12 protein-coding genes are annotated in these 13362 nt (G+C 43.1%); 4 read left to right on the top strand and 8 right to left on the bottom strand.

All coding sequences use genetic code 11. The features are described 5' to 3' along the window. Positions 1-150: 150 nt before the first annotated feature. Both MR764_RS16720 and MR764_RS16715 read right to left on the bottom strand, forming a co-directional pair. A complete protein-coding gene (locus MR764_RS16720; RefSeq protein WP_247980593.1) occupies positions 151-1629 on the bottom strand; it encodes an alpha-L-fucosidase in 1479 nt (492 codons plus the stop codon). 54 nt (positions 1630-1683) lie between these two features. Then, positions 1684-2307: a copper homeostasis protein CutC gene (locus tag MR764_RS16715; RefSeq protein ID WP_247980592.1), complete on the bottom strand. Its 624-nt coding sequence runs from the start codon at positions 2305-2307 to the stop codon at positions 1684-1686. Positions 2308-2474: 167 nt separating this feature from the next. On the opposite strand from MR764_RS16715, the gene miaA reads away from it, so the two are divergent. After that, positions 2475-3392, top strand: coding sequence for a tRNA (adenosine(37)-N6)-dimethylallyltransferase MiaA (gene miaA / locus MR764_RS16710; protein WP_247980591.1), 918 nt, complete (start codon positions 2475-2477; stop codon positions 3390-3392). Here miaA and MR764_RS16705 read toward each other — a convergent pair. Then, positions 3389-4132 carry an acyl-ACP thioesterase domain-containing protein gene (locus MR764_RS16705; protein ID WP_247980590.1) on the bottom strand — a complete coding sequence of 248 codons (744 nt, stop codon included), beginning with the start codon at positions 4130-4132 and terminating at the stop codon, positions 3389-3391. The genes miaA and MR764_RS16705 overlap by 4 nt on opposite strands. 129 nt (positions 4133-4261) lie before the next feature. Here MR764_RS16705 and map point away from each other — a divergent pair, with 129 nt between their 5' ends. Beyond that, on the top strand, positions 4262-5041 hold the full coding sequence (gene map, locus MR764_RS16700) for a type I methionyl aminopeptidase (protein ID WP_247980589.1): 780 nt from the start codon (positions 4262-4264) through the stop codon (positions 5039-5041). A 293-nt stretch (positions 5042-5334) separates the two neighbouring features. On the opposite strand, the gene MR764_RS16695 is transcribed toward map, so the two are convergent. After that, entirely contained in the window at positions 5335-5868 is a 534-nt protein-coding gene (locus MR764_RS16695) for a hypothetical protein (RefSeq protein WP_247980588.1), read from the bottom strand. Positions 5869-6277: 409 nt separating this feature from the next. On the opposite strand from MR764_RS16695, the gene MR764_RS16690 reads away from it, so the two are divergent. Further along, positions 6278-6661: a co-chaperone GroES family protein gene (locus MR764_RS16690; RefSeq protein ID WP_247980587.1), complete on the top strand. Its 384-nt coding sequence runs from the start codon at positions 6278-6280 to the stop codon at positions 6659-6661. A gap of 60 nt (positions 6662-6721) precedes the next feature. On the opposite strand, the gene MR764_RS16685 is transcribed toward MR764_RS16690, so the two are convergent. The 3 genes from MR764_RS16685 to MR764_RS16675 form a co-directional block, all read right to left on the bottom strand. Next, positions 6722-7471, bottom strand: a complete 750-nt coding sequence (locus MR764_RS16685; RefSeq protein WP_247980586.1) for a patatin-like phospholipase family protein — start codon at positions 7469-7471, stop codon at positions 6722-6724. 114 nt (positions 7472-7585) lie between these two features. Then, positions 7586-9076, bottom strand: a complete 1491-nt coding sequence (locus MR764_RS16680; RefSeq protein ID WP_247980585.1) for an aminotransferase class V-fold PLP-dependent enzyme — start codon at positions 9074-9076, stop codon at positions 7586-7588. 295 nt (positions 9077-9371) lie between these two features. Continuing rightward, positions 9372-9569: a hypothetical protein gene (locus MR764_RS16675; protein WP_247980584.1), complete on the bottom strand. Its 198-nt coding sequence runs from the start codon at positions 9567-9569 to the stop codon at positions 9372-9374. Between the two features lie 211 nt (positions 9570-9780). On the opposite strand from MR764_RS16675, the gene htpG reads away from it, so the two are divergent. Then, positions 9781-11835, top strand: a complete 2055-nt coding sequence (gene htpG, locus MR764_RS16670) for a molecular chaperone HtpG (protein ID WP_247980583.1) — start codon at positions 9781-9783, stop codon at positions 11833-11835. Positions 11836-12143: 308 nt separating this feature from the next. On the opposite strand, the gene MR764_RS16665 is transcribed toward htpG, so the two are convergent. Beyond that, complete coding sequence (locus tag MR764_RS16665; RefSeq protein WP_247980582.1) at positions 12144-13352, bottom strand: NAD(P)-dependent oxidoreductase; 1209 nt, start codon at positions 13350-13352, stop codon at positions 12144-12146. Between the last annotated feature and the right edge of the window lie 10 nt (positions 13353-13362).

Here is a 13362-nt window from a genome sequence, read left to right as displayed (position 1 = left end):
TTCATAAATCCGGGATTCTAATTTTAGTCTTTTAAAATTAACATAAATATGAATCAGAAGACTTCATCTTTGATCAAAACACTTGTCTTAAAAAAAAAAGCCGTTCCTCAACAAAGAAGAACGGCTCTTTCAGGCAGCGTGAGAAAATGCTTATTCCACGGCCGATATTTTTACTGCCCACGCCAGGTCGCACGGCAGGTTGGTTCTTAAAATCGCAGGAATGTACACTTTCACCCCGTTAGTTGTGTTTTCCCATTTCAGTGTTCCGCCGGCACCGAGCATGCTAAGTTTGGCACCTTTGGCAGCTTTTATTCCTTTAACGGTAAACGATGCGGGCAATCCTGCACCGTCTTCCTGTTCGAGGTAAAGTGCATAAACGGCTTTGCTGTCTTTTTGCTGAGTAAGACAAATATTGTCGCTTTTGTAGGGGGCAATCGCACGGGTTGAGTAAATCGCTTCTCCGTTTACATCAATCCATTTGCCCATGGCATCCAGCAGTTTATAGGCATCTTCGGGCCAGGTTCCGTCGGGTGCCGGGCCAATGTTGTACAGAAGATTTCCACCTTTGGCTACAATGTCTATCAGCATATGAATCGCCTGTTTCGGGCTCATGTACTGCGGATTGGGAACCCACGCCCAGCCGCCGCCTGCAATAATGCACGATTCCCACGGATAAGGAAGCTGTGTTTCGGGCACTTTGTTTTCAGGGGTCAGGTAGTTTTGGTTGGGGCCTTTCACGGCACGGTCAACCACAATAAGTCCGGGTTGCTTTTCGCGTGCTTTGGCAGCCAGTTCGTCCATGCGGATGTCCTGGTTTACTTCCCTTGTTTTTGGAAATCCAGATCCCGGATTTTGGGCAATACGTTCGTAATAGCGGGTCATTTCTTCCTCCGATTTCTGGGCAACCCAGCCACCATCGAGCCACAGAATATCAATTTTCCCATAGTCGGTCAGCAGCTCCATGATTTGGTTTTGCGTGAATTCCACAAACTTTTCCCATTTCTCCGGATGTTCGGCCGGATCATAATTTACATTTCGGTCGAGTGGCGGGAATTTCGGATCCCAGTAGTACGGACTGTGCCAGTCGGGTTTTGAGAAGTAAGCTCCTGCCCACAAACCTTCGGCACGAAAAGCATCAAAAACCTCTTTGGCAACATTTGCCTTTGGATTTACACTAAAGGGGCATTCTTTGTCGGTAATTTTATAGTCGGTGTATTTTGAGTCGAACATACAAAAACCGTCGTGATGTTTGGTGGTGAAAACCACGTATTTCATTCCTGCGTTTTTGGCTGCTTCCGCCCATTTCCCGGGGTCAAAATTTACAGGATTAAACGACAGTTTCAGGTTTTCGTATTCCTTTTTGTACGTGAAATAATCGTCGGGATTACTTCCTTTTTTGCGTTCGCACCAGCCGTAATCTTCGGGGCAAATCGACCACGATTCAACAATTCCCCACTGGCTGTATGCTCCCCAGTGCATCAATAATCCGAATTTCAGGTCTTGCCAGTCTTCGAGTTTTTGCAACACCTTTTCGTCGGTAGGCCATACATAATCGGTTATTTCGTGCTCCATTTGCGCCTGTGCAAAAAATGCAAACAGGAGGGGAATAATAAAAGTTAGTTTTTTCATGAACGGTATTTTTATAAGTTTCTGATTTTTACGTTAGACTGAGAACTTCGACAGTTACACAAGTTGTCCTACAATTCTTCTTCCGTGTAGTTCGTCTGCACCTGTAATCCGGCTAATCTCTTCCACATTTGAATCCAGTACTTTTCCGGCTACCAGGATAATGATTTGATCTTCGGCTTCCTTAATCATTTTGCGTATCATTTCTTGCCCTTCCACGGCCGTGGCTTTTCCACCTGAGGTAAGGATACGTTTTATTCCGGGGATGGTTTTTAAAACACGCACACCTTCTACCGGATCCTCCAGTTCGTCGATGGCTTTATGAAAGGTTACAGGCAAGGGCTGTGCGTATTCCGCCAGGATACGGGTGTTTTTCTCATCAATTTTGTTGTCGGGAGTCAGCAGTCCAAATACTACCCCGGCAGCACCGGCTTCTTTTGCCTGGTCGATGGCGATTTTCATTTTTTCGATTTCATCTTCTGTGTGAACAAAATTTCCCGCGCGGGGGCGTGCCATCACCATCACCGGAATTTGCAATCCGGAGCAAGCTTTTTGCATCAACGCGAACGAGGGGGTAAGTCCGTCGTTTGCCAAATCGGAACACAACTCAATGCGATTGGCTCCTCTTTCTTCGGCCAGTTTGGCTTCCTCGAACGACTCAACACACGCTTCCTTTATCATAAAACATTTGAATTTTGGTACTGGCTCAAATATAAATATTTAGCTGCTTGCTTTTTTTACTTTCCGGAATAATCGAAAAATTTTAAAAAGTCTTTGGGGTTTTAACGCTGGATTGTTCGGGCAAAAATCTTAATTATTTGTTTCTTTGTCTTCAAAATCGATTCAACTTGAAATACAATCTGCTTACCATATTAGGACCAACAGCCACCGGGAAAACAGGATTGGCTGCACATGTCGCTGCCCGCCTTAACGGAGAAATAATCTCGGCGGATTCGCGCCAGGTGTATCGGGGAATGGACCTTGGAACCGGAAAAGATTTGGCCGATTATTTTGTGAACGGAGTGGAAGTTCCTTCGCATTTGGTAGATATCGAAAACGCTGGAGTGCATTACAATGTATATCGTTTTCAAACTGATTTTATTCGTGTTTTTAATGAAATTCAGGAACGTTCGAAGTTTCCGGTTTTGTGTGGTGGAAGTGGTTTGTATTTGGAAGCTGTTTTGAAAAATTACCGACTGATTGAAGTACCGCCGAACAAAGAACTTCGAAAAGAGCTGGAAGGTAAATCACTGGCCGAGCTTACCGAAATCCTGAAAAGTATGAAAAACCGGCTTCACAACGATACCGATGTGGAAACCGATCGGCGCGCTATCCGGGCCATTGAAATAGAAAAGTACTATTCGGAGCATCCGCAGGAAGCGTCGGAAATGCCCGAAATCAACAGCCTGAACGTAGGGATCGATTTCGACCGGGAGATGCGGCGCGACCGAATTACTTTGCGGTTGAAACAGCGATTGGAAGAAGGAATGCTCGATGAAGTGCAAAAACTGCTAGATTCGGGCCTGACTCCTGACCAACTCATATATTACGGCTTAGAGTACAAATTTCTGACGCTTCACCTGATTGGAGAATTGAGCTACGATGAAATGTTTCGCCAATTGGAAATCGCCATCCACCAGTTTGCCAAACGCCAGATGACCTGGTTTCGCGGCATGGAAAAACGCGGCACCAAAATTCACTGGATAAACGGACACCTGCCCATGGAAGAGAAAGTGGCGGAAGTGATACGCTTGTTAAACCATTAACGTGGCACCCAAACCAAACGGGCTTTAATCAATTCGGCGCCGTCGTTTTGACGAACGACGCTGCACAGATGGTTGTTTTCGTCTAAAATTTGCTTTTTCACCGACAGAAAATCTCCCGGAATACCTTCTTTTGCAAAATTGATCTCAAACTCAATCAACCGGTTTCGGTCGTGAAAATCAAAGTCGTAGCTGTCGATGATTCGTTCCAGGTAACGTCCGCTGTTGAAATGCTGATTGACATCGATTTCATTCAGTAGTACCGGCGTAAACAATAACTCCTGGTCCGATCTGGGAGCGGGTACCTTGCCTGCAAAGCCTTCGAAAACGCGCTCGTCGTGGTACGGGAAATTATTGAAGGTGTCGAAGCGAAGAATGCGTTTGGTTTTAATATCCAGCATCAGCCAGCTGGTTGTTGCAGAAATAATGGTTTGTCCACTTTCATCTATAAAACGTATATCGCGGTGCGCCAGAAAGCCGTCGGTTCCGGCCGGCCATGTTTCCAACCTGAATTTTTCTCCCCATCGCGGTCGGCGGTCAATTTTCACCAGCAGGCGCGACAACACCCAAAACTGCTCGTCTTGCTGCAGGTTGTCAAACCCTACTCCCAGCATTTCGGCATGTTCCCAGGCAATGTCCTGGATTTGCCAGAATAAATAAGAAGTAGACAGCTCCGCGAACCGGTTTACAAAATACGATTTGGTCGAAAGTTCCTGTCGGTGAATATTAACAATGGTTTCCATGGTTTTGTATTAATTGTCGTGCGATCTTATAAAAATTGCTTAACGGACGGGTAAACTTTTTTGCAAATTTATTGTTCGGTTTTGAAAATCGGCAACAAATGTTCAATTTTGCGTGCATATTTAAGGTTTATGGGAAAGATTTTGATTAAAACACCGGAGCAGATTGAAGGCATCCGAAAAAGTGCCAAACTGGCTGCTCAGGCTCTGGATTACGCAGGGCAATTTGTAAAAGAAGGTGTAAATACGGAATACATCGATGATAAAATCGACGAATTTATTCGTTCCCATGGAGCTATTCCTGCCACCAAGGGATACAATGGTTATCCCAAATCAAGCTGTATCTCTTTAAACGACGTGATCTGTCATGGAATACCATCGAAACAGACCATCCTCAAATCAGGCGATATTTTGAATATTGATGTTACAACCATTCTCGACGGTTATTATGGCGATACTTCCAGAATGTATACCGTGGGCAAAATCAGTTCGGTGGCCGACGAGCTGATCGATGTGGCTTTGCATTGCCTCGATTTGGGTATTGAACAGGTAAAACCCGGAAACCGTTTTGGTAACATTGGCTTTGTGATCAGCCGTTACGCAAAAGCCCAGGGATTTAGTGTGGTTTATGAGTTTTGTGGTCATGGGGTAGGGGTCGAATTTCACGAAGAGCCCCAGGTTGATCATGCTTCACGTCGGAATTCGGGACCGGAAATGCGGCCGGGAATGATCTTTACCATCGAGCCGATGATTAACGAAGGAAAACCCAAGGCAAGCGTCGACAAGAACGATGGCTGGACAGCGCGAACGATCGACAATAAGCTTTCGGCGCAGTTTGAACACACCGTTTTGGTAACAGCAACCGGCTGCGAAGTATTGACTGACATTCACAATGATTATCCGATTACCTAATCGTCCATAAAATATTTTTAATTCTGTTTTATTAACCCACTGTCCTGGTTCTTGCTTAAGCAATGGAGAGATGATCAGTTTTATTTCCTGATTTCTTATTCCTTATTCGATGTTTCTTATTGAAATCATTTGTATTTTCTTCGAATTCAAATAGCGAAAAGATAAGTAAACGGTTAGGCATTAAGACGGAAGGATAAGAAGATGAGTATAAAATATAATCAGTAAAATTTTGCCATAAAAAAACCGCTATCTTCTTTCGAAAGATAACGGTTTAAAAATGAGGTATTCGCTGTTTAAAATTTCCAGGCCAAGTTGTTTGTCATCCAGTTTTCTACTTTCAGTTTGGGTTCAACTTCGGTTTCTACTTTCAAATTTCTTACGTCGAATCTTGATGCATCGGTCATCCAGCTTTCTACTTGCAATGCGGGTTCTGCTTCAACTGTTAGCATGCCGGCAGTGCTGCTGAACAGACTTTCATTCATCATCCAGTCTTCCAGTTCCAATGCATTTTCTGTTTCCGGTACTATTGCCATCATGGGTGTGAAGCGGCTTGCATCCGTCATCCAGTCTTCCAACTGCAGTGAAGGTTCTGCTTCGGCAACAAAAAGGGAACCCAGTTCGGTGTAATCGGCAACTAATGTTTCTGTGGTTGCTGCAGCTCCTGTTCTTTGTTCGCTCATGGCGTAAGCAATTTGACTAAAGCTGTTGTTTTTCAAAACTGTTTTCCAGAACTCCTGAGCATTTACGGTTATGCTGATTAAAACCAAGCTCATAATGACTGCCATTGTTTTGGTGATTGCTTTCTGAACATTGTTTCTTGTTTTCATGACTTTTTCCTCCTGCTTCTTGTTTTCTTGTTTCTTGCTTTGCTTGTTTTTTTGTTTTCTGCTATTAAGACGATCAAGTTTTTGTTTCGTTACAGTTTTTTAGAACTTTTTTTTAAAATGTACTTTATAAAACATTGAACATTGCATTACAAATATATGAATAAAAACTAATACCATGCAATACATAGTAGCGTCAAAAATTAGAATATTCTCAACTTAAGTTTTTAATATGCATTAAATCAGCTATATATGAAAATGTTTATTTTGAATATTTTTTTTGTATTTGGAAGTGAAACATTGTATTTCTTGATTCTTTGCTATTTTTACCTCCGGCAAATTGGTTTGCAGAACAAATTTTTTATTTCGAAACCGGAATAATTTTATTTATTGGATTGAAAAAGGAGAGAGTATGTCGTTAGTAATAGAAGAAAAAGACCTCGAAAAATTTATCATGGTGGGCGACCGTGTGCTGGTAAAACCCAAAAACCCGGCAGGTAAAACCAAATCAGGACTCTACCTGCCGCCAACCGTTCAGGAAAAGGAACAAATACAAAGTGGCTACATTGTAAAAGTGGGCCCTGGTTATCCGATTCCTGCGGTTAATGAAGAAGACGAGGTATGGAAAGAAAGCAAGGAAACGGTAAAATATGTACCGCTTCAAACGCACATTGGCGATCTGGCGGTTTATCTGAATAAAAGCGGGCACGAGATTGAGTTTAATAATGAGAAATACATAATTCTTCCGCATTCTGCCATTTTGATGATTATTCGGGACGAAAACCTTTTTAAATAGAAAGAGTAGATTACTTATCAGAATAGTCGGGCCATTTCAATTTGTATTGAGATGGCTTTTTTATTGAAAAGCTTTTTTCGTGGCCTTGTAACCCATTTCGTACAGCTCGTCGGCATGTTTTCGCAGGAAGATGTCGTATTCATCAATGCCACGGGGTTCAATATAATGCGTGGCCTGTTTTTTTACTTCATCGATTTTGGCGTTCACACTCATGTAAACCGTTCGCGTGGCAATCTGAACCAGGTTTTTCAGCTTCGCTTTGGGGTTAATTGGGCTGATGTTGGAAACGATAAGTTGCTCACAGTCGTTTTTTATCGGTTCAATCGGGAAATTGTCGATCAGTCCTCCGTCTACATACAGGTCGCGGCCCAGTGTAACCGGGGCAAACAAAACGGGTATCGACGATGATGCCAGTACTGTTTTTCCCAGCGGCCCTTTGTTGCGGTACTCCACAATTCCCTTGTTAAGGTTCGATACACCCACAAAAAAAGGAATGTCGAGCTCCTCGATTTTTTTTGCCTCGATCTCTTTTTCTATGATTTCCCTGATACCGTCGAGTTTTAGCAAACCATCCACCGGAATATGAATTTTGGTGTATTGAAAAAACCAGCCTTTCTTGAAGATTTCCATGATTTGTTCGGGCGATTTTCCGGCAGCAATAAAAGCGCCGGCAATTGCTCCGGCGCTCACCCCCGATATCACATCGGGTTTAATATCCATTTCGATAAGCGCTGCAATTACTCCCAGATGTGCGAATCCTCTTGTCCCTCCGCCACTTAGTACCAGTCCGGTTTTGTATTTTTTTGCCATCCCGATAAAGATACAAAAAGCAAAGCTTAGCAAGAATAGGATTATGTAAATTATTGAATGTCTGTGACCGCGATTTCGCGCCCTACAGAACAATTCCCTAAAACCAGGTATTTCTTATTCCAGCGTAAACCATTTTTGCATCAACTCATCATCGCTGCGGTCGTTTTTATGCTGAAATACATTTTGCCGGTTTATATATTGATAATCTTTCCGGTATTCTTCAATGTTTGAAACAATGTCGCTTAGAGCTTCAACTGTAATATCCACTTCTGCATCGGTCATTGTCGGGTGTAACGACCAGCGCACCCAGCCCGGTTTTTCAGAAAGGTCGCCGTGGCTGATCTTATCGGTAATCTCCTCCGATTTTTCGTAAGAAACCTCCAGTAAAAAATGTCCGTAGGTTCCGGCACAGGCACAGCCGCCCCGGGTTTGGATTCCGTACAGGTCGTTTAGCAAGCGAACCAGCAGGTTGTAGTGGATTCCTTCTACATAAAAGGAAATCACACCCAGCCGGTCGCGAACATTGTTGGCCAGAATATTTAAACCTGGTATTTTATCCAGTCCGGTAAAGGCTCTTTCCAGCAACTCTTCTTCACGTTTGCGGATATTCTCCACACCCATTTTGTCTTTCAGTTCGAAACACAAAGCAGTTCGAATCGACTGAAGAAATCCCGGAGTTCCGCCATCTTCACGAACTTCAATATCGTCAACATATTTATATTTTCCCCACGGATTGGTCCAGTCTACAGTTCCTCCGCCCGGTTGATCGGGCACTTCGTTTTTGTACATCGAAGCATCAAAAACAATAACGCCTGACGATCCCGGTCCGCCCAAAAATTTATGGGGCGAAAACATAACGGCATCCAGTTTCTCCATCGGATCTTCAGGATGCATATTGATCTCGTCGTAGGGTGCCGACGCTGCAAAATCGATAAAACACACACCCCCGTATTCGTGCATTATTTTGGCCATTTCGTGGTAGGGCGTGCGAACTCCGGTTACGTTGGAACAGGCCGTGAACGATCCGATTTTGAATGTTCTGTTTTTGTATTGCTCCAAAGCTTTCCGAAGGTTATTGGTATCAATCAGCAGGCCTTCTCCAGGCTCAATCACCACCACATCGGCACTGGTTTCGTACCACGAAGTTTGATTCGAATGATGTTCCATGTGGGTGATAAATACCACCGGGCGCTCGCGTTCAGCTATACAGCTTTTCCCGCTTACTTTGCCACAGTATTTCAGCCCGAGAATACGCTGAAATTTATTGATGACGGCTGTCATTCCAAAGCCTGCCGTAAGGATCACATCATTGGGACCTGCGTTTACATGTTGCTTAATTAGTTTGTGAGAAAGATGGTAGGCATGTGTCATCCGAATGCCGGTTTCGCTGGTTTCGGTGTGCGTATTTCCTACAAAAGGGCCTAAATCGTTGGTGATGCGATCTTCAATCGGTTGATACAACCTGCCGCTGGCAATCCAGTCGCCGTAAATAATCTTCTTTTTACCATAAGGCGACTCAAATTCCTGGTCGATTCCAACAATATTTTTCCTGAACTTTTCGAAATACTTCTCCAGCATGCTTTTTTCATTATTCTTAACCGACACAAAATAAATGACTTTGAAGGAATAAAAAACAGGGAAAATATCATGAAACCTCAAATGAAGCAAGCATTTATCTTTTATGGGAAATATTTGTAGATATCTTTTCGATGAAGAAATCGTTTAAAAAAGATGGTTTCATCAACGACTGAAAAACCAAGGCGAAAGTTTCCGAGTCTAATCCGAAAGTCGTTTTCTTTTGATTGTAGTTTTTTAATATTTGAAATTTCATCAAGGGAAGATGCGTTTTTAAAACGTGTGACGACTTCGAATACCTGGCCCTTAAACTCAGGGTATTTCCTCACATCTTTTTCGAATTGTCTTGTGTATTCAGTTTTAATTCTTTGAGCCAGTTCTCAAAGTTGCTTAAATCGGGGTCCTCCAAAATATTCTGATCACCGTCCTGCATAGCACGGTACAACGCAGCATCTTCCTCTTCATCATTCACGACAAAGTGTTTGATGTTCAGTTTATCCGCCAGATCAGTAAAGACCTTCAACTGTTTCTTATTTAATTTTAAAACCAGTTCCATTTGATGAAGTGAATAGCTCAAAATTAAAACAAAAAGCTGAATACATAAAATCAATTCTTTACCATTCTGTCTGATTTGTTACATATGCGGCTGTCAATTCGTCACAAAAATACCGGTTGGCACAAGGTTTGACTTTTTGCCCGTCGTAAACGAAAAATAACATAAAACGATAATGAATATGCAGACAGGAAAAATTGGAGTTACCAGCGAAAATCTGTTTCCGGTAATCAAGAAATTTCTTTATTCTGACCACGACATTTTTTTACGCGAGATTGTCTCGAACGCCGTTGATGCGACTCAAAAGCTAAAAACACTGGCCTCGAAAGGTGAGTACAGCGGCGATTTGAGCGAAGCAAAAGTGGTTGTAAAACTCGACAAAGAAGCCAAAACCATTACTGTTTCTGACAACGGTATCGGTATGACAGCCGAAGAGGTGGAAAAATACATTAACCAGATCGCTTTTTCGGGCGCCAACGAGTTTTTGGATAAATACAAAGAAGATGCCCATGCCATTATCGGTCATTTTGGATTGGGTTTTTACAGCTCGTTCATGGTTTCTGAAAAGGTGGATGTCATCACCAAATCGTACAAAGACGGGGCAAAGGCAGTGAAATGGAGTTGTACCGGAAGTCCGGAGTATACACTCGAAGATGTGGAAAAAGGCAGTGTTGGAACTGACATTGTAATGCACATCAGCGAAGAGGAAAAAGGTTTCCTCGATGACCAGAAGATTTCAGAAATCCTGAATAAATACTGTAAGTTCCTGCCGATTCCGGTGGTTTTCGGAAAGAAAAAAGACTGGAAAGACGGAAAGCAGGTAGATACTGAGGAGGACAACCAGATAAATGATACAACACCGGCGTGGACAAAAGCTCCGGCAGACCTGAAAGACGAAGATTACAAGAACTTCTACCGTCAGTTGTACCCGTTTGGCGAAGAGCCGCTGTTTAACATTCACCTGAACGTGGATTATCCGTTTAACCTCACCGGTGTCCTTTATTTCCCGAAAATCAAAAGCAATTTTGAGGTTCAGAAAAATAAAATCCAGTTGTATTGCAACCAGGTTTTTGTTACCGACTCGGTGGAAGGCATCGTTCCCGAATTCCTGACACTTTTGCACGGTGTGATCGATTCGCCCGACATTCCGTTGAACGTTTCGCGTTCGTATTTGCAGAGCGATTCAAACGTGAAAAAGATCAGCAGTCACATCAATAAAAAAGTAGCCGATCGTTTGCACCAGTTGTTTAAAGATAATCGCGAGGAGTTCGAAAAGAAATGGGACGATCTGAAGATTTTCATCGAATACGGAATGCTGACGGAAGAAAAATTCCACGATAGGGCCATGAATTTCTTTCTGCTGAAAAATGCGGAGAATAAATATTTTACCTGGGAAGAATACGAAAAGCTGGTAAAAGAGAACCAGACCGACAAAGACAATAACACCATTTATCTGTACACCACCAACGTAACCGAACAGTATACTTTTGTGGAAGAAGCCAAAAATAAAGGGTACGATGTGCTGGTACTGGATGATGTACTGACTCCTCACCTGATCAATAAATTTGAGCAACAGTATACAGACAAACGTTTTGTGCGTGTTGACTCGGATGTGGTGGAGCACCTGATCAGAAAAGAAGATTCAGCGAAAGAAGAGTTGTCGTGGGAACAGAAACAGGAATTGTCACCGATCTTTCAGGCAGTTTGTCCGGAAGCCACAGATTATTCTTTTATCGTTGACTTCAAGGATTTGGGTGAAAGCGGATCGCCAATGGTAATTACGCGTAACGAGTTTATGCGCCGGATGAAGGACATGAGTGCGATGCAGGGCGGAATGAGCTTCTATGGCGATATGCCCGAAAACCTGAGTTTGGTGGTGAATACTTCGCATCCATTGGTGAAGAAAGTGTTGGATGCCAAGGATAAAAAACTGGGTAAAAACCTCGAAGAATTGACAGCTTCTGTTAAAGTGAAAAAGGAGGAAATCGCTGGTCTGGAAAAAGCCAAAGAAGGCAAAAAGGACGAAGAAGTTCCGCAAGCCGACAAAGAAAAGCTGGATACTCTGAACAGCGAGTTGGTCAAACTGGAAGAAGAAAAAAGAGGAAAGCTGACTGAATTTGGCAAAAGCAATAAACTGGCCAAACAAATGGTTGACCTGGCGTTGCTGGCCAACGGTTTGTTGAAAGGAGCCGACCTCGACAAATTTGTAAAACGAAGTGTTGAATTGATTAAATAAAATTGTTCAGCAAAATCTGGTCAAGGATTAGTAAAACAGCGTCGGTCATCCGTCAACAGACGGAATGATCGGCGTTTTTTTATGAAGGACTGAAGGGGAGAAGGTTTGAAGGACTGGCTTGTTAACGGATTGAGTAATGAATAAATGCTTTAATCGCAAACCGAGAAACTGCAAAATTGTGGAATTGCCAAATTGCAACTACCCCAAAAGAGGACTGTGCTCTGAGACTGCGACTGCCAACTGTGACGAATCATCAGTCAACAACCAATTACAATAATTCACTATCAATCTCTACAAATTACTGTGGCTCACTTCCCCTCCGCAAAATCCTGTAAATAAACAAAGCGCCCGGTAAGTTGCCCGTCTTTCGTAATCGAAGCCCGCTGAATAATACCGTCGGTATCTTCGCCAAATAAACTTGGAAAAACTTTATCGATGAGGTTTCGGCCAAAGTCAAGCGAGGCATCTTTGGGTAATTCACACGGAAGGTTGTCGACCGCCTGCACCGAAATGTTTGACTGACTTGAAAAAGCAGCTTCCAGTTCACCGGTTTCCGGATTGTAATCGTAGAACGGATCGTCGATAGTCGAGGCCCGTTTTGTTGTTGGAACGGATCCTTCAATATCACAGGTAATATCGGAAATTACGCTGATACGGAAATCTTCCATTCGGGCATCTTCAACCGTAAAGAGTACAGGTGCTTTTGGATCCCAGTAAGCCGCTGCAATCAGCAGATCGGTAGCTTTTGTAAAAGGCTCAAACGCATTTTCATACATTTCGGGATGGTTGAAAAAGTGCATCAGTTCAAAGGCTTCACCGTCTTTTCTGCGAGCATAATTGTTGGGTAGCAGTTGTGTGTAAATCGCTTCTTTGGGTGCTGTTTCATTCAGAAAACTGGCAGGACTAACCCGAACAATCTTCATATGATTCAATATCTCCAGTACTCCTCCTGCCACTCTTCCGTCTCCTGTTACCGCGATTTTAACCGGGGGCAGTTGAATCCCATCAAGTATCTGCAGCATTTCAGCCAGGTCGTTACACTGATGTGCCGGTTTTAAATCAAATAATTGGTTTCGTAACCCAAAAGCACGCAGTCCGTTGTAAGCACCCACCAGTCCGGCAAAACGCCCAAAACCGATTATACGGAAACCTTCCTTGTTGGTCAAGACCTCATAATCCACTAACTGAATATTCTTCTCCAAAACGGTTTGCAGCAACTTCCGGTTGTAGGCTTGTTTCTTGATCGTATGAGAGAAAAACAGGTAAATTTTTCCCGGAATAAAATCTGTGATACGGACTTCTTTTACACCCAGTAAAACATTGCAGTCACTCAAATCCTCCTGCAGTTCAATCCCCAATTGCGTGTATTCTTCATCCTTAAAACTTCGGATTGGACTGGGTTGAACCACCACTTTAACCGTTGGAAATTTCTCCATCACTTCCACACATTGTTCCGGTGTTAGCGGTACTCTTTTATCGGGCGGTGTTTTTCCTTCTCTTAAAATTCCTACTTTCATAGTGCTGCAA

This window comes from Maribellus sp. YY47 (assembly GCF_023111095.1).
GTDB lineage: Bacteria > Bacteroidota > Bacteroidia > Bacteroidales > Prolixibacteraceae > Draconibacterium.
Note: the sequence above shows the minus strand (reverse complement) of the source record. Positions and strands in the feature narration are given on the sequence as shown.

Excerpts from the sequence above, each read along its gene's own strand:
- MR764_RS16720 (WP_247980593.1), bottom strand. The coding sequence starts at position 1,629 with ATGAAAAAACTAACTTTTATTATTCCCCTCCTGTTTGCATTTTTTGCA.
- MR764_RS16715 (WP_247980592.1), bottom strand. The coding sequence starts at position 2,307 with ATGATAAAGGAAGCGTGTGTTGAGTCGTTCGAGGAAGCCAAACTGGCC.
- MR764_RS16705 (WP_247980590.1), bottom strand. The coding sequence starts at position 4,132 with ATGGAAACCATTGTTAATATTCACCGACAGGAACTTTCGACCAAATCG.
- map (WP_247980589.1), top strand. The coding sequence starts at position 4,262 with ATGGGAAAGATTTTGATTAAAACACCGGAGCAGATTGAAGGCATCCGA.
- MR764_RS16695 (WP_247980588.1), bottom strand. The coding sequence starts at position 5,868 with ATGAAAACAAGAAACAATGTTCAGAAAGCAATCACCAAAACAATGGCA.
- MR764_RS16690 (WP_247980587.1), top strand. The coding sequence starts at position 6,278 with ATGTCGTTAGTAATAGAAGAAAAAGACCTCGAAAAATTTATCATGGTG.
- MR764_RS16685 (WP_247980586.1), bottom strand. The coding sequence starts at position 7,471 with ATGGCAAAAAAATACAAAACCGGACTGGTACTAAGTGGCGGAGGGACA.
- htpG (WP_247980583.1), top strand. The coding sequence starts at position 9,781 with ATGCAGACAGGAAAAATTGGAGTTACCAGCGAAAATCTGTTTCCGGTA.
- MR764_RS16665 (WP_247980582.1), bottom strand. The coding sequence starts at position 13,352 with ATGAAAGTAGGAATTTTAAGAGAAGGAAAAACACCGCCCGATAAAAGA.